Genomic DNA, 21,936 nt, shown 5'->3' with positions numbered 1-21,936 from the left:
CCACATTCTGGCGCGCTTTTCTTTAAACTTCTTTACATTAGGTTATGTAAAAACGTATCGGCGTTTATATACTGAAGATAAGCCTGATGAGTAACAGGCTTGCTCGTCATACTTTCGTGAGTATTGGCGTTGTACAGGCAAGTCGTAAAATAACAGCCTGGCTATTCAGAGTATGATAAAAACAGGGGGCAAGGGATGTTGCTTAATATGATGTGTGGTCGTCGGCTGTCGGCAATCAGTTTGTGCTTGGCCGTAACATTCGCTCCACTGTTCAATGCGCAGGCCGATGAGCCTGAAGTAATCCCTGGCGACAGCCCGGTGGCTGTCAGTGAACAGGGCGAGGCACTGCCGCAGGCGCAAGCCACGGCAATTATGGCGGGGATCCAGCCATTGCCTGAAGGTGCGGCAGAAAAAGCCCGCACGCAAATCGAATCTCAATTACCCGCAGGTTATAAGCCGGTTTATCTTAACCAGCTTCAACTGTTGTATGCCGCACGCGATATGCAACCCATGTGGGAAAACCGTGATGCTGTTAAAGCCTTCCAGCAACAGCTGGCAGAGGTGGCGATTGCCGGTTTCCAGCCGCAGTTTAATAAATGGGTAGAGTTACTGACCGATCCTGGTGTTAACGGGATGGCACGCGACGTCGTGCTCTCTGATGCGATGATGGGCTATCTCCATTTCATTGCAAATATTCCGGTCAAAGGCACTCGCTGGCTATATAGCAGTAAACCTTATGCGCTTGCAACGCCGCCGCTTTCGGTGATTAACCAATGGCAGCTGGCGCTGGATAAAGGTCAATTGCCGACGTTTGTTGCAGGACTGGCACCGCAGCATCCGCAATATGCGGCGATGCATGAATCGTTACTGGCCTTACTCAGTGACACCAAACCGTGGCCTCAACTGACCGGTAAAGCAACGTTGCGCCCAGGGCAGTGGAGTAACGACGTACCGGCGTTGCGCGAAATATTGCAACGCACAGGCATGTTGGACGGGGGGCCAAAAATTACTCTCCCTGGCGATGACACGCCAACTGACGCAGTAGTCAGCCCATCCGCTGTTACTGTTGAAACAGCAGAAACTAAGCCGATGGACAAGCAAACGACGTCTCGTAGTAAACCTGCGCCTGCCATTCGTGCCGCCTACGATAATGAACTGGTGGAAGCCGTTAAACGTTTTCAGGCATGGCAAGGATTGGGAGCAGATGGTGCTATTGGCCCGGCAACGCGTGACTGGTTAAACGTAACGCCCGCCCAGCGAGCTGGCGTGTTGGCACTCAATATCCAGCGATTACGCTTGCTGCCAACTGAGCTTTCAACCGGGATCATGGTTAATATTCCGGCCTATTCGCTGGTCTATTATCAGAACGGCAATCAGGTGCTGGATTCGAGAGTCATTGTCGGTCGCCCCGATCGCAAAACGCCGATGATGAGCAGTGCCCTTAACAACGTGGTGGTAAACCCGCCGTGGAATGTACCACCAACTCTGGCACGCAAAGATATTCTGCCGAAAGTGCGCAACGATCCGGGATATCTCGAAAGCCATGGCTATACGGTGATGCGCGGTTGGAACAGCAGGGAGGCGATTGATCCGTGGCAGGTTGACTGGTCTACAATCACGGCCTCGAATTTACCGTTCCGCTTCCAGCAGGCTCCAGGCCCACGGAACTCGCTGGGGCGCTATAAATTCAATATGCCGAGTTCAGAGGCCATTTATTTGCATGACACGCCGAACCACAATCTGTTCAAGCGTGATACACGCGCATTGAGCTCAGGCTGTGTACGAGTGAATAAAGCTTCCGATCTGGCAAATATGCTGTTGCAGGATGCAGGCTGGAATGACAAACGTATTTCTGATGCGCTGAAGCAGGGCGATACGCGTTACGTCAATATTCGGCAGTCGATTCCGGTGAATCTCTACTATCTGACGGCATTTGTTGGTGCAGATGGTCGTACCCAGTATCGTACAGATATTTACAATTATGATCTGCCTGCGCGATCCAGCTCGCAAATCGTATCGAAAGCGGAACAATTAATCAGGTAAATGAAGCAGTTCGGGGAAATCAGTTGTCGTAATAATTAGCATGATCGGGGGCGCTTCTCTGCAGCCCCCATCACTGCTGGGGTTGAGTCATCTTGACGTCTGCTTTACGGGCGGTTAAGGTGCCTCTTGTGCGCCAGAAGTGCATATAAACGATAACATTGACCTGTAGACTTGATTATCATGGACAAATTCGACGCTAATCGCCGCAAACTGCTGGCGCTTGGTGGCGTTGCACTCGGTGCCGCCATCCTGCCGACCCCGGCGTTTGCAACACTCTCTACCCCACGCCCGCGTATTTTGACACTCAATAATCTCCATACCGGAGAGTCAATCAAAGCGGAGTTTTTCGATGGCAGAGGCTATATTCAGGAAGAATTGGCAAAACTTAACCATTTTTTCCGCGATTACCGCGCGAACAAAATAAAGTCCATCGACCCAGGATTATTCGACCAGTTGTATCGCCTGCAAGGGTTGTTAGGCACCCGCAAACCGGTGCAACTCATTTCCGGTTATCGTTCCATTGATACCAACAATGAACTACGCGCCCGCAGCCGTGGAGTAGCGAAGAAAAGCTATCACACTAAAGGCCAGGCGATGGATTTCCACATTGAAGGTATCGCGTTAAGCAATATTCGCAAAGCCGCGTTATCTATGCGTGCAGGTGGTGTAGGATATTACCCACGTAGTAACTTTGTGCATATTGATACCGGGCCAGCACGGCACTGGTAGTAATCGCTTAACGAAACAGGGGCAGTATGAACTATCGTATTATTCCGGTCACCGCATTCTCCCAGAACTGTTCATTGATCTGGTGTGAACAAACCCGTCTGGCCGCACTGGTCGATCCTGGCGGCGATGCGGAAAAAATCAAACAGGAAGTTGATGCCAGCGGCCTGACACTGATGCAGATCCTGCTGACTCATGGCCATCTGGACCACGTTGGCGCAGCGGCGGAACTGGCGCAACATTACGGCGTGCCGGTTTTTGGCCCGGAAAAAGAAGATGAGTTCTGGCTGCAAGGCTTGCCTGCGCAAAGTCGTATGTTTGGTCTGGAAGAGTGCCAGCCGCTGACGCCAGATCGTTGGCTGAACGAAGGCGATACCATCAGCATAGGGAATGTGACTTTACAGGTGTTACATTGCCCTGGGCATACGCCGGGTCATGTCGTGTTTTTTGATGAGCGGGCAAGGCTGCTGATTTCTGGCGATGTTATTTTCAAAGGCGGAGTAGGGCGCAGTGATTTCCCGCGTGGCGATCATAATCAACTGATTTCTTCAATCAAAGATAAATTGCTGCCACTGGGGGATGATGTGACATTTATTCCGGGTCACGGACCATTATCCACACTTGGTTATGAGCGCCTGCATAATCCCTTCCTGCAAGACGAAATGCCCGTCTGGTAAAGGCGCATAAAAAAGCCCGCTTTTCAGCGGGCTTCATTGTTTTTAACGCTTACAGCACTGCCACAATCGCTTCGCACAGCGGAGCCATATTATCTGGTGTCATCCCGGCCACGTTTACGCGACCAGAAGCAACAGCATACACGCCAAACTCTTCGCGCAGACGCAGCACTTGTTCTTTTGTCAGGCCACTGAAGGAGAACATGCCGTTCTGTTTGATGATAAAGCTGAAGTCGCGGTTTGCGCCTTTTTCCTGCAGCGTATTGACGAACAACTGACGCATACGCTGAATACGCTGGCGCATATCAGTCAGCTCTTGTTCCCAAATCGCACGTAACGCATCGTTGCTCAGGATGGTGGCAACAACAGAAGCGCCGTGTGCTGGTGGGTTAGAGTAGTTAGCGCGAATCGCCGCTTTCATTTGGCTGAATGCGCGATCAACGGTCTCACTGTCAGCAGCAACCAGAGTACAAGCGCCAACACGCTCGTTGTACAGGCCAAAGTTTTTAGAGTAGGAACTGGCAACAATCAGCTCTTTATGCATAGCCGCGAAAGCGCGCAGTCCTTCAGCATCTTCTTCCAGACCACGGGCAAACCCCTGGTAAGCGAAGTCAAACAGCGGTAACCAGCCTTTCTCAACGGAAAGTTGTGCCAGTGTCTGCCATTGTTCCAGCGTAGGGTCGATACCGGTTGGGTTATGGCAGCAGCCATGGAACAGCACTACGTCGCCAGCCTGAGCTTCGTTCAGGCTATTAATCAGTGCATCGAAGTCAAGGGTGTGATTTTCCGCATCATAATAAGCGTATTCACGAACTTCCAGACCTGCAGAGTTAAAGACGCTCTTATGGTTCGGCCAGCTTGGGTTGCTCACCCACACACGCTTAACGCTGGTATTTTTTGCCAGGAAATCGGCAGCCACGCGTAGTGCGCCAGTGCCACCCGGAGTCTGTGCCGTGCGAGCACGTTTGTCATTGATCAGGGCGCTACCTTTACCAAACAGCAGTTCCTGAGTGCAGCGACCAAATTCAGGGATGCCGTCAATGCCGAGGTAATTTTTGGTGGTTTCATTTTCGAGCAGATACTGTTCAGCCTTTTTCACGCTGGTCAGTACCGGGGTTTTGCCCGTCTCATCTTTATAGACACCAATCCCGAGGTTAATTTTGCCGGGACGTTCATCGGCACGAAACAGATCGGCCAGGCCCAGAATCGGGTCGGCAGGAGCGGCGGTAATGTTCTCAAACATGACGAGGTTCCATTATGGTTACAGAAGGGAAGTCCGCTATCAGGGTAACGGGAGATTTACAAAATTCCAACTATTACTGATGAAAACGCAGGCTGTTTTTGCAAGACGTGAGATTGCTCTGGAAGGCATAAAAAAAACAGGACCAAAGTCCTGTTTTTTCGGCATTTAACAAAGAGGTGTGCTATTAGAACTGGTAAACGATACCCACAGCAACGGTGTCGTCTGAACCTACGCCCAGTTTGTTGTCAGAATCGATCTGGTTGATGATGTAGTCAACATAGGTGGACATGTTTTTGTTGAAGTAGTAGGTTGCGCCCACTTCAAAGTAGTTCACCAGATCAACATCACCGATACCCTCTACGTCTTTCGCTTTAGATTTGGTGTAAGCGATGGACGGACGCAGACCGAAATCGAACTGGTATTGCGCAACTAACAGAACATCTTGCGTTTTGTTGGCGAAGCCGCTGATGTTTGTAAATTTATTAGTGATCGGCGTAGCGTTACGGGTTTCACCGTAGTTCGCTGCCAGGTAGATGTTGTTCGCGTCATACTTCAGACCAGTAGCCCACTGTTCAGCTTTTTTACCGTTGCCAAGAGGTTGAGCTTCTTGCAGGTTGGTACGGTCAGCGGCGCCATATGCACCAACGATACCAAAGCCTTCGTATTCGTAGCTGATAGAACCGCCAACACCGTCGCCGTTAGAGCGGCGTGCAGTGTCACGCTCGTTTTTACCCAGGTACTGAACAGCGAAGTTCAGGCCATCAACCAGACCAAAGAAGTTGGAGTTACGATAGGTAGCAACGCCGCCAACACGACCAACGAAGAAGTCATCGCTGTATGCAGTATCACCACCAAATTCTGGCAGCATATCGGTGTAACCCAGTGCATCATAAACCACACCGTAGTTACGGCCGTAATCGAAAGAACCAACGTCAGCGTATTTAAGACCCGCGAATGCCAGACGCGTTTTGTTACCAGTTTGAGCGTCAGCGCCTTCAGAGTTGTTACCCTGGAAGTTATATTCCCACTGACCATAACCGGTCAGATCGGAATTGATTTGAGTTTCCCCTTTAAAACCAAGACGGGCATAGGTCATGTCGCCATTGCCACCGTAACTGTTTTCACCGTTACCCTTGGAGAAATAATGCAGACCGACAGCTTTACCGTACAGATCTACTTTGTTGCCATCTTTGTTATAAATTTCTGCAGCGTTTGCAGTACCTGCTACTAACAGAGCAGGGACGATCACTGCCAGAATATTGCGCTTCATCATTATTTATTACCCTCATGGTTTTTTTATGACACCTGCCACTGCCGTCAATAAGTTCTGTCAATAAAAATTTACGGAACTATTGATGAGAGTTTGGTGTCTTTATGTGTCTGCAGGCATCTTTCCATTCAAACTAACGTTTCGCTACCGTGAAAGTGCTACAAATATAAAGATATAGTTTCAAAAAGAAAAAATATGTAACTAAAAGTAAAATTTAAGGAACTTTGTGAACGCCGTCATATTTCCATTGAATCATGATGATATTTACAGCAATTTTTATCTATTTATATGATTTCCTTATATTTAAATTAACTAAAAGGAAATTTTGTTTCTGATGGAAACTTTATCGACCTGGCAATAAATCCTCGTTCAGACATCCAGAACGCCAAAAAATAGTATGAAAATTGTGCTATCAGCTAAGAAAAAACTAATCCGCAATAAGAATGCGGATTATTTTTTGTGCGCAAATGTTGCAGTGTAATATTCCGTAACAGGATGATCGTTATGGCGGGGTTGCAAATAGATTGCTTGACTTAACAAACAGATAACTTGACAGAAAGGATAAAAAAAGAGCCAGCGGGCGCTGGCTCTTGAAGACGCTAAATTAGAAGCTGGCGTTACGCGGAGTACGTGGGAACGGAATCACATCACGCACGTTTTGCACGCCAGTTACGTAAGCAATCAGGCGTTCAAAACCAAGACCGAAACCGGAATGCGGAACAGTACCGTAGCGACGCAGATCGCGATACCACCAGTAATCTTCTTTATTCAGGCCCATTTCCAGCATACGCTCGTCCAGCACGTCCAGACGCTCTTCACGCTGAGAACCACCAATGATTTCACCGATGCCCGGAGCCAGAACATCCATAGCCGCAACGGTTTTACCGTCTTCGTTAAGGCGCATATAGAACGCTTTAATATCTTTCGGATAGTTTTTAACCACTACCGGTGCTTTAAAGTGTTCTTCTGCCAGATAACGCTCATGCTCAGAAGAGAGATCGACGCCCCAGTAAACCGGGTTTTCAAACTTCCTGCCGCAGTTTTCGAGAATGGTCACTGCGTCGGTGTAATCCACCTGCGCGAAATCGGCCTCAATAAAGCGTTCCAGACGTGAAACGGCATCTTTATCTACGCGTTCAGCGAAGAATTTCATGTCGTCAGCGCGTTCTTCGAGAACCGCTTTGAAGACATATTTCAGCATGGCTTCAGCCAGACCCGCGATATCGTTCAGGTTAGCAAACGCCACTTCCGGCTCCAGCATCCAGAATTCCGCCAGGTGACGGCTGGTGTTGGAGTTTTCAGCACGGAAAGTCGGGCCGAAGGTATAAATTTTGGACAATGCGCAAGCGTAGGTTTCGCCATTCAACTGGCCAGATACGGTCAGGAAAGACTCTTTACCAAAGAAGTCTTTGTCGAAATCCACTTTGCCCTGATCGTTACGCGGCAGGTTTTCCAGATCCAGCGTAGAAACGCGGAACATTTCGCCAGCCCCTTCGGTATCAGACGCAGTAATCAGTGGCGTTGAAACCCAGAAGAATCCCTGCTCGTTAAAGAAGCGATGCAGCGCCTGCGCCAGCGTATGGCGAACGCGCGCGACGGCACCAATCAGGTTTGTGCGCGGACGCAGGTGAGCGACTTCACGCAGATACTCAATGCTGTGGCGTTTTGCCGCCATCGGGTAAGTGTCTGGATCTTCAACCCAACCAGCAACTTCAACCTTGCTGGCCTGAATTTCAAATTGTTGCCCCTGGCCTGGCGACGCCACGACTTTACCCGTCACAATGACCGAGCAACCGGTGGTCAGACGCAGAACGTCTTCATTGTAATTGGGCAGAGAATTATTGATGACAGCCTGTACAGGATCAAAGCAGGAACCGTCATAAACGGCGAGGAAGGAGATGCCAGCTTTTGAATCTCGGCGGGTACGTACCCATCCGCGCACGGTGACTTCGCTGTCAACGGCTACGCGGCCCTGGAGTACGTCGGCTACAGGCACAACGCTCATAATATTCTCTCTGTTAATAGTCGGAAAAAATAAACACTTGTCCACCCTTCAATGGGGGGATACCTATGTTACCTGGCATCTGCAATCAGACAAGCAGAATTCGCAAATGCAGCGAAAGATTTCGGAATTAAAGGTAAAAAAAGGGAGCCGATTAGCTCCCTGATGATATTAACTGGCTTTTTTAATATGCGGAAGGTCGAACGCTTTGCGCAGCGCCCGAACAAACGCTTTATCGTGGCAGATAGTTTTGCCAGGGCTGTCAGAAAGTTTCGCCACCGGTTTACCGTTACACTCAACCAACTTAATGACAATATTCAGGGGTTTTACCTGGGGGATATCGCAGGTCAGGCGAGTCCCAATACCAAAACTTAATTGCACGCGGGAAGAGAAATGGCGGTATAGCTCAACCGCTTTGCGTAAATCTAGATTGTCAGAGAAAACCAGCGTTTTACTCTGTGGATCAATTCCCAGCTTCTCATAATGTGCAATGGCTTTTTCGCCCCATTCAACCGGGTCGCCGGAGTCATGACGCAAGCCCTGATAGCGGCTGGCAAATTCTACGCCGAAATCTCGCAGGAAAGCATCCATGGTAATACAGTCGGTTAACGCAATGCCAAGTTGGTCGGGATATTCTTCCAGCCAGGCTGCAAGTGCAGCTCGCTGGCTGTTGGCAAGATCCGGACTGATTTGCTGATGCGCCTGGAACCATTCGTGTGCTTGTGTTCCCATTGGCGTGAGGGAAAGCCGACGCGCCAGATCGTAGTTGCTGGTGCCTACGAACCAGGATTCCTGTTGCAGGCGTTTCACGATGGTTTCTTGTACTTCACGAGAAAAACGTCGGCGGGTGCCAAAATCCATCAGATGGAAGCGCGACATATCAAGACCGGCGGTTAATGCCGAGAAGTCGGCTAATTTGCTTTCCAGCGTGTCGAGGGCTTGCGCAACGTCGGCCTGCGGTGAGCGATAGCGATGTACCATTTCACTGATAACCGCCAGCAAAGGAACTTCCCAGAGGATGACTTCACGCCACGGGCCGCTTAAACGAATATCCAGCTTGCCATTATCGTTGGACACGGTGACTTGTTCCGGGTTAAAGCGGAACTCGCGTAGCCAGTTAAGATAGTCGGCTTTAAAGAAAGGCAGGGCTGAGAGCCATTGATATTCATCATCCTGCAGGCGCAGGTGCTGCATCGCCTGAACCTGTTCACGAATAGCATCGGCATAAATACCCAGCAGATCGTCACCTCGGCAACGAAACTCCGCCGCGACATGCACATCGTAATAGTGATGAAACACGGCTTGCTGCATATGCAACTTATAAGCATCTGTATCCAGCAACGAGTGCAGAACAGGAGAAGCGAATTGTGTCATAGGTGCGCAGTAGCGTCCTCGTACAGGAGCGTTTAGTACAATAAACATCTTCAGGAACTGCTGGAGTATACCTTGTTTCGTAATTTATTGAACCCCGATCACACCATATGTCACCTTTCTGGTCGATGGTATTGCGCTGCGTATGTTATAAAAATGTAGCAATAAAGGCGTTTGTACCTGAAAAGATGAAGATTCTGCATAGCGCGATTTACGCAACAGGAATAGACTGAACACCAGACTCTATAAAAGATGCTAAAGGTTATTTATGACTCAACAGCCACAAGCCAAATACCGTCACGATTATCGTGCGCCGGATTACCAGATTACTGATATTGACTTGACCTTTGACCTGGACGCGCAAAAGACGGTCGTTACCGCGGTCAGCCAGGCTGTCCGTCATGGTGCATCAGATGCTCCGCTTCGTCTTGATGGCGAAGATCTTAAACTGGTTTCTGTTCATATTAATGATGAGCCGTGGACCGCCTGGAAAGAAGAAGAGGGCGCACTGGTCATCAGTAATTTGCCGGAGCGTTTTACGCTCAAGATTGTTAATGAAATAAGCCCGGCGGCGAATACTGCGCTGGAAGGGCTTTATCAGTCAGGCGATGCGCTTTGCACCCAGTGTGAAGCCGAAGGTTTCCGCCATATTACGTATTATCTCGACCGCCCGGACGTGCTGGCGCGTTTTACCACCAAAATTATTGCCGATAAAACCAAATACCCGTTCCTGCTTTCCAACGGTAACCGCGTTGCGCAAGGCGAACTGGAAAATGGACGCCACTGGGTACAATGGCAGGACCCGTTCCCGAAACCGTGCTACCTGTTTGCGCTGGTGGCAGGTGACTTTGATGTACTGCGCGACACCTTCACCACGCGTTCTGGTCGCGAAGTAGCGCTGGAGCTGTATGTTGATCGTGGTAATCTCGACCGTGCACCGTGGGCGATGACCTCGCTGAAAAATTCCATGAAGTGGGATGAAGAACGCTTCGGTCTGGAGTATGACCTCGACATCTATATGATCGTCGCGGTGGATTTCTTCAATATGGGCGCAATGGAGAATAAAGGTCTTAACATCTTTAACTCTAAGTATGTACTGGCGCGCACCGATACCGCGACCGATAAAGATTATCTCGATATTGAGCGCGTTATTGGTCACGAATATTTCCACAACTGGACCGGTAACCGTGTGACCTGCCGCGACTGGTTCCAGCTCAGCCTGAAAGAAGGTTTAACCGTCTTCCGCGATCAGGAGTTCAGCTCTGATCTTGGTTCCCGCGCAGTAAACCGTATCAACAACGTGCGCACCATGCGCGGATTGCAGTTTGCGGAAGACGCCAGCCCGATGGCGCACCCGATCCGCCCGGATATGGTTATTGAAATGAACAACTTCTACACCCTGACCGTTTATGAGAAGGGCGCGGAAGTGATTCGCATGATCCACACTCTGCTGGGCGAAGAAAACTTCCAGAAAGGGATGCAGCTCTATTTTGAGCGCCATGATGGCAGCGCGGCAACCTGCGACGACTTTGTTCAGGCGATGGAAGATGCGTCGAATGTCGATCTCTCCCATTTCCGCCGTTGGTACAGCCAGTCTGGTACGCCGGTTGTGACCGTCAAAGACGACTATAATCCGGAAACCGAGCAGTACACCCTGACCATCAGCCAGCGCACGCCTGCTACGCCGGATCAGGCAGAAAAACAGCCGCTGCATATTCCGTTTGCCATCGAACTGTATGACAACGAAGGCAAAGTGATCCCGTTGCAGAAAGGCGGTCACCCGGTGAATTCGGTGCTGAACGTCACCCAGGCGGAACAGACCTTTGTCTTTGATAATGTCTACTTCCAGCCGGTGCCCGCACTGCTGTGCGAATTCTCTGCGCCAGTGAAACTGGAATATAAGTGGAGCGATCAGCAACTGACCTTCCTGATGCGTCATGCGCGTAATGATTTCTCCCGCTGGGATGCGGCGCAAAGCCTGCTGGCAACCTACATCAAGCTCAACGTCGCCCGTCATCAGCAAGGGCAGCCGCTGTCTCTGCCGGTGCATGTGGCTGACGCTTTCCGCGCGGTGCTGCTGGATGAGAAGATTGACCCGGCGCTGGCGGCAGAAATTCTGACGCTGCCTTCCGTCAATGAAATGGCAGAACTGTTCGATATCATCGATCCGATTGCTATTGCCGAAGTGCGTGAAGCACTCACCCGTACTCTGGCGACTGAACTGGCGGATGAGCTGCTGGCTATTTACAACGCGAATTACCAGAGCGAGTATCGCGTTGAGCATGAAGATATTGCAAAACGTACTCTGCGAAATGCCTGCCTGCGCTTCCTCGCTTTTGGTGAAACGCATCTGGCTGACGTGCTGGTAAGCAAGCAGTTCCATGAAGCAAACAATATGACCGATGCGCTGGCCGCGCTTTCTGCGGCGGTTGCTGCACAGCTGCCATGCCGTGACGCGCTGATGCAGGAGTACGACGACAAGTGGCATCAGGATGGTCTGGTGATGGATAAATGGTTTATCCTGCAAGCCACCAGCCCGGCGGCGAATGTGCTGGAGACGGTGCGTGGTCTGTTGCAGCATCGCTCATTTACCATGAGCAACCCGAACCGCATTCGTTCGTTGATTGGCGCGTTTGCGGGCAGCAACCCGGCAGCGTTCCATGCCGAAGATGGCAGCGGTTATCAGTTCCTGGTGGAAATGCTTACCGACCTCAACAGCCGTAACCCGCAGGTGGCATCGCGCCTGATTGAGCCGCTGATTCGCCTGAAACGTTACGATGCCAAACGTCAGGAGAAAATGCGCGCGGCGCTGGAGCAGTTGAAAGGGCTGGAAAATCTCTCAGGCGATCTGTACGAGAAGATAACTAAAGCACTGGCTTGATACTTTTGAGCCCAAATGCCGGATGCGACGCTTGACGCGTCTTATCAGGCCTACAAGTCCGTTGAAAATGCTGGTTTTGTAGGCTGGATAAGGCGTTCACGCCGCATCCGGCAGCCGTGCCCAAATGCCTGATGCGACGCTTGACGCGTCTTATCAGGCCTACAATCCGTTGAAACCGCTGGTTTTGTGCGCCACATCCGGCATATTAACCATGACGCCGAATCGGTTGTTCAGAGTGCCCACGCTGCATCACCCGTTGCAACACTTCCGCTTCCAGCTCCGCTAATCTCACCGACCCTAACCGGCGCGGACGGGGGATATCCACCGTCAAATCCAGACCAATTTTTCCCTCTTCAATTAACAGCACCCGGTCAGCCATCGCCACCGCTTCGCTCACATCATGCGTCACCAACAGTACGGTAAAGCCGTGCTCCTGCCAAAGTGACACAATCAAATCCTGCATCTCGAGCCGAGTCAGGGCGTCCAGCGCCCCGAGCGGTTCATCAAGCAATAATAAACCCGGTCGATGAATCAACGCTCTTGCCAGCGCCACACGCTGTTTCTGCCCGCCAGAAAGTGCGGCAGGCCATTCCCGCGCGCGATTCTCCAGCCCTACCGCTGCCAGCGCCCGACGCGCGGCATCGCGCCACTGACCTTTAAGGCCTAACCCAACGTTATCAATCACCGATTTCCACGGTAGCAGACGCGCATCCTGAAACATCATTCGCGTGTCTTCCTGAATCTCAGCCAGCGGTGTGGTACCCGCTAACACATCGCCTGCGGTTGGCGTTTCCAGACCTGCCAGCAGGCGCAGCAGGGTACTTTTGCCACCACCGCTGCGGCCCACCACCGCCACAAACTGACCTGCCGGAATATGTAAATCCAGTTGGTTCAGGACGATATTTTCCGCGTAATGTTTGCTTACTGCATTGAGTAACAAGGGTGTGCCCTGGTTCAGACGAGCAGTATTCATACCGTGGCCTCCTTCAAATGATAAGCCGGATTCCAGCGCAGCCAGAGGCGCTCTAACAGCTGCGCGCTGACGTCAGCAAGTTTGCCGAGCAGGGCGTAGAGAATAATGGCGACTACCACCACATCCGTTTGCAAAAACTCCCGCGCATTCATCGCCAGATAACCAATGCCGGAATTGGCAGAAATGGTTTCGGCAACAATCAGCGTCAGCCACATCAGGCCCAACGCAAAACGTACGCCGACCATAATTGAGGGCAGGGCACCAGGCAGGATCACATGGATAAACAGCGGTATGCCGGATAATCCATAGCTACGCGCCATTTCCACCAGACCGCGATCGATATTACGGATGCCGTGCCAGGTGTTGATATAAATGGGGAATAGTGTGCCGAGCGCCACCAGAAAGATTTTCGCGGATTCATCAATGCCAAACCACAAAATCACCAGTGGGATCAGCGCCAGATGCGGCACGTTGCGCAACATTTGAATTGAGGTATCCAGCAGCCGTTCTCCCCAGCGCGACAGCCCGCTAATCAGTCCCAGAATCAAGCCCAGCGATCCGCCAATTGAAAAACCAATCAGCGCCCGCCAGGAGCTGATCGCCAGATGTTGCCACAATTCGCCGCTGGCTGAGAGCGACCAGAACGCCGTCACCACCCCTTCCGGTGAGGGCAAAATACGCGTCGACAACCAGCCAACCGAGGAGGCCAGTTGCCACACCGCCACGATGCCCACCGGTAAAAACCAGGGGGCAACGCGCAATAACCACTTTTTCACTGGCGTTGCCATCATTTTGTTCCTTAGCTTTGCGCGACGTTACGGGGGATAAAATCATTCGCCACCGCTTCGCCTTGCGGATTCAGCGGTTGTGGCTGGGGAATTTCCGGAATGGCAATATCCAGATGTGGGAACAACAACTCGCCGACCCGATACGCTTCTTCCAGATGCGGATAACCAGAAAGCACAAAGCTGTCGATGCCAAGCGCAGCGTATTCGTTGATTCGCGCGGCGACCGTCGGACCATCGCCCACCAACGCCGTCCCGGCACCGCCGCGCACTAAGCCAACGCCCGCCCATAAATTGGGGCTGATCTCCAGATTGTCGCGCTTGCCGTTATGTAGCGCCGCCATTCGCTGTTGCCCCACGGAATCCGTGCGGGCAAACGCGGCTTGTGCTTTAGCGATGGTCTCATCATCAAGATGGGAGATTAAGCGCTCAGCGGCCTGCCACGCTTCGTCGTTAGTTTCGCGGACAATCACATGCAGGCGAATACCGAAACGAATTTTGCGTCCATGTGCGGCAGCTTTCGCCCGCACTTGCGCGATCTTCTCTTTTACCAGTTCAGGCGGTTCGCCCCAGGTGAGATAAAGATCAACCTGTTCAGCGGCCAGATCCTGGGCAGCATCTGACGATCCGCCAAAGTAAAGCGGAGGATAAGGCTGTTGAATCGGCGGGAAGAGCAGTTTTGCTCCACGTACATGAATATGTTTACCGTTAAAATCGACGGTTTCGCCCTGCAATAAGCGCCGCCAGACCTGTGTAAATTCAGACGAGGCTTCGTAACGCTCGCTATGATCAAGGAATACGCCGTCGCCTGCCAGCTCTTGCGGATCGCTGCCTGTGACCAGATTAAACAACGCGCGTCCGTTAGAGAGACGATCCAGCGTGGCGGCCTGGCGGGCGGCAACGGTAGGCGATGTCACACTGGGGCGCAGGGCAACAAGAAACTTCAACCGTTGCGTCACAGGGATCATCGACGCTGCCACCAGCCACGCATCTTCACACGATCGCCCCGTCGGGATCAGCACACCGGTATAGCCCAGACGATCCGCCGCTTGCGCAATTTGTTGCAGATAACCGTGATCAACCGGACGTGAACCTTCTTCCGTTCCCAGATAATGCCCGTCACCGTGGGTCGGTAAAAACCAGAACATATTCAGACTCATAATTGTTTTCCTTCCAGTTGAGTGGGCTGCCAGATGCGCTGGCGAATATCGACTTTTTTCGGCACCAGACGGTTTTCATAAAACAGATCTGCCGTTTGCTGCTGTAAGACGGCAACCTCGGCGTTAACCGGTTTGATGGTGGTAGGGGGGCGATGATCTAAATAAGAGGCAATCACCGGCGTTGGTAAGCCCATCGTTTTTGCCAGTAAAGCGATGCTTTGCTCGCGCTGGCTGCGGGTTAACGCATCGGCCTCACTAAAGGTTGCCAGTACACCCTGAATAAATGCGCCGTTTTTTTCTGCATACGGACGGGCAGCCAGATAAAACGATCCAGTTTGATTGAGATCGGTGCCGTCTTTTAGCACCCGCACGCCGCCCTGTAATAACGCGGCGGAATAGTAGGGATCCCAGATAGCCCAGGCGTCGACGTTACCTTGCTGGAACGCGGCGCGGGCATCGGCGGGCGTCAGGTAAGTGGGCTGGATATCCGTGAATTTAAGCCCGGCCTGGCGAAGGGCTCGCAGTAAAAGGTTGTGTGAACTGGAACCTTTCTGAAAAGCAACTTTGTGACCTTTAAGATCGGCTACGGTTTTGATCGGGCTGTTATCTGCCACCAGAATCACTTCGGCTTTGGGCTTCGGCGGCTCGACGCCCACGTACACCAAATCAGCCCCGGCGGCCTGAGCAAAGATTGGTGGAATATCCCCGGTACTGCCGAGATCAATACTGCCAACGTTCAACGCCTCCAACATTTGCGGACCCGCGGGAAACTCCACCCACGAGATTTTTGTTTGCGGATAGCGTTTTTCCAGCATTTGGTAATTTTTCGCCAGTACCGAACTGATATTGCTTTTCTGATAGCCAATCCTTAACGCTTCTGGCGAAGATTCCGCGGCAACTGCGAGTGTCGAGACGCTAAGCAATCCCGCAAGCGCCAGTTTAATGATGTTACGCATGGGCATTACCTCGCAGAGAAAGAAGGTCAGGAACCTGAACATCACGGCGGTGAAGTGCCTGCCAGAAAGTTTCTAGCGCGGTATCAAGACGGGTTTGCAGATTTGGCGTGAACTGGGGTTTGTGGTGGTAATCAATTACTTGTGAGTCATCGGCAAACACGCCGTGCAGGATCTCCTGGGCTTTCAGTGCGCTTAAAACCGGTTTAAGGGCGTAATCGACTGCCAGCAGATGGGCCACCGTGCCGCCCGTTGCCAGCGGCAGCACCACTTTGCCTTGCAAAGCGCGTTCAGGCAGCAGGTCGAGCAGGGTTTTCAGCGCTCCGGAATAGGCGGCTTTATACACTGGCGTGGCGACAATCAACCCATCGGCCTGTTGCAATTGTTCGGTGAAGGTTTTTAGCGCCGGACTATCGAAACGGGCATAGAGCAGATCTTCCGGGGCGAAGTTTTGCAGATTCCAGTGATAAACCTCTACATCCAGGCCATTCAGTTTTTCCCGCGCATATTCCAGCAAGGAGCTGGAGCGAGAAGGAAAGCGAGGACTACCCGCCAGGGTGATGACACGCATACTCTCTCCTTATAACCAATTGTTCTTGTTTTGTTAACATTGATAACAATTCGGTCAGTCTGACAGAGGTGGCCCGCGAGTCGAAATGATTTATCTGAGGAAGAAAAGCCAAAAAAAGCATAAAAAAAGCGCAATAAGAAAACGTTTGCTATTTTTTGCCACAGGTCAATTCCCTTTTAGTCCGAACTCGCACATAATACGCCCCCGGTTTGCACACCGGGAATCCAGGAGAGTTCATGTACTACCCCTTCGTTCGTAAAGCCCTTTTCCAGCTCGATCCAGAGCGCGCTCATGAGTTTACTTTTCAGCAATTACGCCGTATTACAGGAACGCCGTTTGAAGCACTGGTGCGGCAGAAAGTGCCTGCGAAACCTGTTAACTGCATGGGCCTGACGTTTAAAAATCCGCTTGGTCTGGCAGCCGGTCTTGATAAAGACGGGGAGTGCATTGACGCGTTAGGCGCGATGGGGTTTGGATCTATCGAGATCGGTACCGTCACGCCACGTCCACAGCCAGGTAATGACAAGCCGCGTCTCTTTCGTCTGGTAGATGCCGAAGGTTTGATCAACCGTATGGGCTTTAATAATCTTGGCGTTGATAACCTCGTAGAGAACGTAAAAAAAGCCCATTATGATGGCGTCCTGGGTATTAACATCGGCAAAAATAAAGATACGCCGGTGGAGCAGGGTAAAGATGACTATCTGATTTGTATGGAAAAAATCTATGCTTATGCGGGATATATCGCCATCAATATTTCATCGCCGAATACCCCAGGATTACGCACAATGCAATATGGCGAAGCGCTGGATGATCTCTTAACCGCGATTAAAAATAAGCAAAATGATTTGCAAGCGATGCACCATAAATATGTGCCGATCGCAGTGAAGATCGCGCCGGATCTTTCTGAAGAAGAATTGATCCAGGTTGCCGATAGTTTAGTTCGCCATAATATTGATGGCGTTATTGCAACCAATACCACGCTCGATCGTTCTCTGGTTCAGGGAATGAAAAATTGTGATCAAACCGGTGGCTTAAGTGGTCGTCCGCTTCAGTTAAAAAGCACAGAAATTATTCGCCGCTTGTCACAGGAATTAAACGGTCGCTTACCGATCATCGGTGTTGGCGGCATTGACTCGGTTATCGCTGCGCGTGAAAAGATTGCTGCGGGGGCCTCACTGGTGCAAATTTATTCTGGTTTTATTTTTAAAGGTCCGCCGCTGATTAAAGAAATCGTTACCCATATCTAATTATTTCTTCGAATTCCTCTTTATAAGATAATCAGGGCTTTATTTTAAGCCCTGGTTGTTTTATATTCATCGCTGTTGCTTATTTAGACATTTTGTACTTTTATTGTTGAGGTTATTAAGCGAAGCGACAATGGATTGTGTTGCTGCGGTTTTATAGGGTAGGGGAGAGGCAAATGCGAATTAAACCAGACGATAACTGGCGTTGGTATTACGATGAAGAGCACGATCGAATGATGCTCGATTTAGCCAATGGTATGCTATTTCGCTCACGTTTTGCGCGCAAAATGTTGACTCCAGATGCCTTTTCTCCCGCAGACTTTTGCGTTGACGACGCCGCGCTCTATTTCTCATTTGAAGAAAAATGCCGCGATTTTAATTTATCTAAAGAACAAAAAGCCGAACTGGTGCTTAATGCGCTGGTAGCAATTCGTTATCTCAAACCGCAAATGCCGAAAAGCTGGCATTTTGTTTCCCATGGTGAAATGTGGGTGCCCATGCCGGGCGATGCGGCCTGCGTTTGGTTGAGCGACACTCACGAGCAAGTCAATTTGCTGGTCGTTGAATCTGGCGAAAATGCTGCACTGTGCCTGTTGGCGCAACCCTGCGTTGTTATTGCGGGTCGCGCGATGCAGTTGGGGGACGCCATCAAAATCATGAATGACAGGCTGAAACCGCAGGTTAATGTTGACAGTTTCAGCCTCGAACAGGCAGTTTAACGCGCTAGTTTAAGCGCAGTCTTCGGCACACAACTACAGCAAAGAATGGTACCATCATTGCTGATTGCCGATTTTTTGAGCGGTGTGACTTCGCCTTCTAAAAGCTGAACACGGCAGCTTCCACAAATGCCCGCGCGGCAAGAATAAGGGATACGAATTCCCCGATTTTCTAATTGCTCCAGCAGAACCTGTTGGTTATTTCCACGAAATGCCTGCCCTTGCCAGTCAATATCTACATTTGCGTCCGGTTGCTGTGCGGCGTCGACGGTATCGTCCACGGCAGCTGCGCCGTAAACTTTCGCCGGAGCCGTTGCAAGAATTTCCACCTCGTCGCCAACGCGAATCACGCCACTATTACGGGCAATTAAATTCTGACCAAAATCGACATCGCCGTTATCCTGGGCTGTTCGGAAAGATTGCAATGTTTTTAATGGTTCACCTGCCGGATGCTTTTGTCCTTTTTCCGGACTGACGGTGGTGAAAATACAGCGGCTGCAAGGCTTAACCACATCAAACACCACATCACCAATACGAATCACTTTCCAGCTATCTTCTTCCCAGGCTGACGCGCCGGAAACCACCAGATTGGGGCGGAATTGCTCCATTTTTACACTGGCCGGACAACGTTGTTGGAGATCACGTAACGAGGCTTCGTTAGCAAGAAGGTAAGGATAGCCATCAGCAAATGACAGAGGTACAGTGTTGTGGCGTTTCACGCGCCGGGTCATTTGTGGCCCCACCCAGCGCAATTGCACTTCGCGGGAGAAAAATCCACTTAACCATTTGTTGATCGCGTCTGGCGCAATTCGCGCGGTAAAATGTGTGCCCCAAACTTCGGTTGGTGCGTCTTGTGTGGCGAAATCAGCAAAACGAACATATGCGCTACTGCCATCTGGTGCGGTGAGATGCAAGCCATCATGCACAGGTGAAGGAGTAAACCGTACCATCTGGGGAAACTGGCGAGCGGTAATAAACGTACCGTCAGGTTCCGTGATCATAAAGATGCGATCGAAGGCCAGACCACTGACATCTGCCAGAGCATGTGTAAGACCAATGCCGCGCATCGATTTAACAGGATGAATAAAAAGCCGGGTTAATGTCGCCACGGTGCGGTCCTCAAATGAAAATAAGCCCTCAACTTTATGACATGACGCGCTTATTAGCTATAATGCGCAACAATTTTCTTAGAGTAAAAGTGACGATATGAATTCTCTGTTTGCCAGTACGGCCCGTGGGCTGGAAGAGCTGTTAAAAACTGAACTGGAAAACCTGGGGGCCGTTGAATGCCAGGTGGTTCAGGGTGGGGTCCATTTTAAGGGCGACACACGGCTTGTTTACCAGAGCCTGATGTGGAGCCGCCTGGCCTCGCGTATTATGTTGCCGCTGGGCGAGTGTAAGGTTTACAGTGATTTAGACCTCTATCTCGGCGTTCAGGCGATCAACTGGACAGAGATGTTTAATCCTGGCGCGACCTTCGCTGTCCATTTCAGTGGTTTAAATGACACCATTCGCAACAGCCAGTACGGCGCGATGAAAGTGAAAGACGCGATCGTCGATGCTTTCACGCGGAAAAATTTGCCGCGTCCAAATGTTGATCGCGATGCGCCGGATATCCGCGTTAACGTCTGGCTGCATAAAGAAACTGCCAGTATCGCCCTTGATCTCAGTGGTGATGGTTTACATCTGCGTGGCTATCGCGATCGTGCTGGTATTGCGCCGATCAAAGAAACCCTGGCAGCCGCGATTGTGATGCGATCCGGCTGGCAGCCGGGAACACCGCTGCTCGATCCAATGTGTGGTTCTGGTACGTTGCTGATTGAAGCTGCGATGCTGGCGACCGATCGCGCACCAGGTTTGCACCGTGGGCGTTGGGGCTTTAGCGGCTGGGCGCAGCATGATGAAGCTATCTGGCAGGAAGTGAAAGCGGAAGCGCAAACTCGCGCCCGTAAAGGCCTGGCTGAGTATAGCTCTCATTTTTACGGTTCGGACAGCGACGCACGGGTGATTCAACGTGCGCGCACTAACGCCCGTCTTGCGGGGATTGGTGAACTGATCACCTTTGAGGTGAAAGATGTTGCGCAACTGACCAATCCGCTGCCGAAAGGGCCGTACGGTACAGTGTTGAGCAACCCGCCATACGGTGAACGTCTGGACAGCGAACCGGCGCTGATTGCGCTGCATAGCCTGCTGGGCCGAATTATGAAAAACCAGTTCGGTGGCTGGAATCTCTCTTTGTTTAGTGCCTCGCCGGATCTGCTAAGCTGCCTGCAGCTGCGTGCAGACAAACAGTACAAGGCGAAAAACGGCCCGCTGGACTGCGTACAGAAAAATTATCACGTTGCCGAAAGTACACCAGACAGCAAACCGGCAATGGTAGCGGAAGACTACGCCAACCGCCTGCGTAAGAACCTCAAAAAATTCGAGAAGTGGGCACGTCAGGAAGGGATTGAATGTTATCGCCTGTATGATGCCGATCTGCCGGAGTATAACGTTGCCGTTGACCGTTATGCCGACTGGGTGGTAGTGCAGGAGTATGCGCCGCCAAAAACTATTGATGCGCACAAAGCGCGTCAGCGTCTGTTCGATATTATCGCTGCAACCATTTCTGTACTGGGGATTGCGCCAAACAAACTGGTGCTGAAAACCCGTGAACGCCAGAAGGGCAAAAATCAGTACCAGAAACTGGGCGAGAAGGGCGAGTTTCTTGAAGTTACCGAATATAACGCTCACTTGTGGGTGAACCTGACGGATTACCTCGATACCGGTCTGTTCCTCGATCACCGTATCGCCCGTCGGATGCTCGGTCAGATGAGCAAAGGCAAAGATTTCCTCAACCTGTTCTCCTATACCGGTAGCGCCACCGTGCATGCGGGATTAGGCGGTGCACGCAGCACCACCACCGTGGATATGTCGCGTACTTATCTGGAGTGGGCAGAACGCAACCTGCGTCTGAATGGCTTAACTGGCCGAGCGCATCGCCTGATTCAGGCCGATTGCCTGGCATGGCTGCGTGAGGCAAATGAACAGTTCGATCTGATCTTTATTGATCCGCCAACCTTCTCTAACTCAAAACGAATGGAAGATGTGTTTGATGTTCAGCGCGATCATCTGGCGCTGATGAAAGATTTGAAACGTCTGCTGCGTGCTGGTGGGACGATCATGTTCTCGAACAACAAACGTGGCTTCCGTATGGATCTTGACGGACTGGCAAAACTGGGGCTGAAAGCACAAGAAATTACGCAAAAAACGCTCTCCCAGGATTTTGCCCGTAACCGCCAGATCCACAACTGCTGGCTGATTACCGCAGCCTGAAAGGAATAG

At 51.2% G+C, this 21,936-nt stretch carries 17 protein-coding genes; 7 read left to right on the top strand and 10 right to left on the bottom strand.

Annotated elements, in window-relative coordinates:
* Positions 1–195 precede the first annotated feature (195 nt).
* From ldtD to gloC, 3 genes are all read left to right on the top strand, one after another.
* Positions 196–2,043, top strand: a complete 1,848-nt coding sequence (gene ldtD / locus FQ015_RS15075) for a L,D-transpeptidase (RefSeq protein ID WP_160524220.1) — start codon at positions 196–198, stop codon at positions 2,041–2,043.
* A gap of 180 nt (positions 2,044–2,223) precedes the next feature.
* Entirely contained in the window at positions 2,224–2,772 is a 549-nt protein-coding gene (locus tag FQ015_RS15070) for a YcbK family protein (protein ID WP_001295932.1), read from the top strand.
* A 26-nt stretch (positions 2,773–2,798) separates the two neighbouring features.
* Entirely contained in the window at positions 2,799–3,446 is a 648-nt protein-coding gene (gloC, locus tag FQ015_RS15065; RefSeq protein ID WP_001109455.1) for a hydroxyacylglutathione hydrolase GloC, read from the top strand.
* Positions 3,447–3,495: 49 nt separating this feature from the next.
* Here the strand turns inward: gloC and aspC are convergent, their stop codons facing one another.
* From aspC to pncB, 4 genes are all read right to left on the bottom strand, one after another.
* Positions 3,496–4,686 (bottom strand): aspartate transaminase, encoded by a 1,191-nt coding sequence (aspC, locus tag FQ015_RS15060; protein ID WP_000462687.1) that lies wholly within the window; start codon positions 4,684–4,686, stop codon positions 3,496–3,498.
* 184 nt (positions 4,687–4,870) lie between these two features.
* On the bottom strand, positions 4,871–5,959 hold the full coding sequence (gene ompF, locus FQ015_RS15055; RefSeq protein WP_000977917.1) for a porin OmpF: 1,089 nt from the start codon (positions 5,957–5,959) through the stop codon (positions 4,871–4,873).
* Between the two features lie 601 nt (positions 5,960–6,560).
* Positions 6,561–7,961, bottom strand: a complete 1,401-nt coding sequence (gene asnS / locus FQ015_RS15050) for an asparagine--tRNA ligase (RefSeq protein WP_000117881.1) — start codon at positions 7,959–7,961, stop codon at positions 6,561–6,563.
* A 168-nt stretch (positions 7,962–8,129) separates the two neighbouring features.
* Complete coding sequence (gene pncB / locus FQ015_RS15045) at positions 8,130–9,332, bottom strand: nicotinate phosphoribosyltransferase (RefSeq protein WP_001305916.1); 1,203 nt, start codon at positions 9,330–9,332, stop codon at positions 8,130–8,132.
* A 265-nt stretch (positions 9,333–9,597) separates the two neighbouring features.
* On the opposite strand from pncB, the gene pepN reads away from it, so the two are divergent.
* On the top strand, positions 9,598–12,210 hold the full coding sequence (gene pepN / locus FQ015_RS15040) for an aminopeptidase N (protein ID WP_000193809.1): 2,613 nt from the start codon (positions 9,598–9,600) through the stop codon (positions 12,208–12,210).
* A 205-nt stretch (positions 12,211–12,415) separates the two neighbouring features.
* Here pepN and ssuB read toward each other — a convergent pair whose 3' ends face one another.
* From ssuB to ssuE, 5 genes are read right to left on the bottom strand one after another with little or no spacing between them, the layout of a single operon-like run.
* Positions 12,416–13,183, bottom strand: coding sequence for an aliphatic sulfonates ABC transporter ATP-binding protein (gene ssuB / locus FQ015_RS15035; protein WP_032302800.1), 768 nt, complete (start codon positions 13,181–13,183; stop codon positions 12,416–12,418).
* Positions 13,180–13,971, bottom strand: a complete 792-nt coding sequence (gene ssuC, locus FQ015_RS15030) for an aliphatic sulfonate ABC transporter permease SsuC (protein WP_032183869.1) — start codon at positions 13,969–13,971, stop codon at positions 13,180–13,182. Before ssuC ends, ssuB begins: the two co-directional genes overlap by 4 nt.
* An 11-nt stretch (positions 13,972–13,982) precedes the next feature.
* The gene (gene ssuD, locus FQ015_RS15025) at positions 13,983–15,128 is read right to left on the bottom strand and encodes an FMNH2-dependent alkanesulfonate monooxygenase (RefSeq protein WP_160524219.1); all 1,146 of its coding nucleotides are present in this window, start codon (positions 15,126–15,128) and stop codon (positions 13,983–13,985) included.
* On the bottom strand, positions 15,125–16,084 hold the full coding sequence (gene ssuA / locus FQ015_RS15020) for an aliphatic sulfonate ABC transporter substrate-binding protein SsuA (RefSeq protein ID WP_039020481.1): 960 nt from the start codon (positions 16,082–16,084) through the stop codon (positions 15,125–15,127). The genes ssuD and ssuA overlap by 4 nt, the downstream gene beginning before the upstream one ends.
* A complete protein-coding gene (gene ssuE / locus FQ015_RS15015; protein ID WP_001263932.1) occupies positions 16,077–16,652 on the bottom strand; it encodes an NADPH-dependent FMN reductase in 576 nt (191 codons plus the stop codon). The genes ssuA and ssuE overlap by 8 nt, the downstream gene beginning before the upstream one ends.
* Before the next feature lie 236 nt (positions 16,653–16,888).
* Here ssuE and pyrD point away from each other — a divergent pair, with 236 nt between their 5' ends.
* On the top strand, positions 16,889–17,899 hold the full coding sequence (pyrD, locus tag FQ015_RS15010; RefSeq protein ID WP_160524218.1) for a quinone-dependent dihydroorotate dehydrogenase: 1,011 nt from the start codon (positions 16,889–16,891) through the stop codon (positions 17,897–17,899).
* A gap of 173 nt (positions 17,900–18,072) precedes the next feature.
* Positions 18,073–18,615, top strand: a complete 543-nt coding sequence (gene zapC, locus FQ015_RS15005) for a cell division protein ZapC (protein ID WP_160524217.1) — start codon at positions 18,073–18,075, stop codon at positions 18,613–18,615.
* On the opposite strand, the gene ycbX is transcribed toward zapC, so the two are convergent.
* Positions 18,612–19,721 (bottom strand): 6-N-hydroxylaminopurine resistance protein YcbX, encoded by a 1,110-nt coding sequence (gene ycbX / locus FQ015_RS15000; RefSeq protein ID WP_000224279.1) that lies wholly within the window; start codon positions 19,719–19,721, stop codon positions 18,612–18,614. The genes zapC and ycbX overlap by 4 nt on opposite strands.
* 97 nt (positions 19,722–19,818) lie before the next feature.
* Between ycbX and rlmKL the strand changes: the two genes are divergently transcribed.
* A complete protein-coding gene (gene rlmKL / locus FQ015_RS14995; RefSeq protein ID WP_160524216.1) occupies positions 19,819–21,927 on the top strand; it encodes a bifunctional 23S rRNA (guanine(2069)-N(7))-methyltransferase RlmK/23S rRNA (guanine(2445)-N(2))-methyltransferase RlmL in 2,109 nt (702 codons plus the stop codon).
* The last annotated feature ends 9 nt before the right edge of the window (positions 21,928–21,936 follow it).

Origin of the sequence: Escherichia sp. HH26CH, assembly GCF_009820205.1 — a bacterium.
GTDB classification, from domain to species: domain Bacteria; phylum Pseudomonadota; class Gammaproteobacteria; order Enterobacterales; family Enterobacteriaceae; genus Escherichia; species Escherichia coli_F.
This window is presented reverse-complemented; position numbering and strand designations above follow the sequence as displayed.

Excerpts from the sequence above, each read along its gene's own strand:
- ldtD (WP_160524220.1), top strand. The coding sequence starts at position 196 with ATGTTGCTTAATATGATGTGTGGTCGTCGGCTGTCGGCAATCAGTTTG.
- FQ015_RS15070 (WP_001295932.1), top strand. The coding sequence starts at position 2,224 with ATGGACAAATTCGACGCTAATCGCCGCAAACTGCTGGCGCTTGGTGGC.
- gloC (WP_001109455.1), top strand. The coding sequence starts at position 2,799 with ATGAACTATCGTATTATTCCGGTCACCGCATTCTCCCAGAACTGTTCA.
- aspC (WP_000462687.1), bottom strand. The coding sequence starts at position 4,686 with ATGTTTGAGAACATTACCGCCGCTCCTGCCGACCCGATTCTGGGCCTG.
- ompF (WP_000977917.1), bottom strand. The coding sequence starts at position 5,959 with ATGATGAAGCGCAATATTCTGGCAGTGATCGTCCCTGCTCTGTTAGTA.
- asnS (WP_000117881.1), bottom strand. The coding sequence starts at position 7,961 with ATGAGCGTTGTGCCTGTAGCCGACGTACTCCAGGGCCGCGTAGCCGTT.
- pncB (WP_001305916.1), bottom strand. The coding sequence starts at position 9,332 with ATGACACAATTCGCTTCTCCTGTTCTGCACTCGTTGCTGGATACAGAT.
- pepN (WP_000193809.1), top strand. The coding sequence starts at position 9,598 with ATGACTCAACAGCCACAAGCCAAATACCGTCACGATTATCGTGCGCCG.
- ssuB (WP_032302800.1), bottom strand. The coding sequence starts at position 13,183 with ATGAATACTGCTCGTCTGAACCAGGGCACACCCTTGTTACTCAATGCA.
- ssuC (WP_032183869.1), bottom strand. The coding sequence starts at position 13,971 with ATGGCAACGCCAGTGAAAAAGTGGTTATTGCGCGTTGCCCCCTGGTTT.
- ssuD (WP_160524219.1), bottom strand. The coding sequence starts at position 15,128 with ATGAGTCTGAATATGTTCTGGTTTTTACCGACCCACGGTGACGGGCAT.
- ssuA (WP_039020481.1), bottom strand. The coding sequence starts at position 16,084 with ATGCGTAACATCATTAAACTGGCGCTTGCGGGATTGCTTAGCGTCTCG.
- ssuE (WP_001263932.1), bottom strand. The coding sequence starts at position 16,652 with ATGCGTGTCATCACCCTGGCGGGTAGTCCTCGCTTTCCTTCTCGCTCC.
- pyrD (WP_160524218.1), top strand. The coding sequence starts at position 16,889 with ATGTACTACCCCTTCGTTCGTAAAGCCCTTTTCCAGCTCGATCCAGAG.
- zapC (WP_160524217.1), top strand. The coding sequence starts at position 18,073 with ATGCGAATTAAACCAGACGATAACTGGCGTTGGTATTACGATGAAGAG.
- rlmKL (WP_160524216.1), top strand. The coding sequence starts at position 19,819 with ATGAATTCTCTGTTTGCCAGTACGGCCCGTGGGCTGGAAGAGCTGTTA.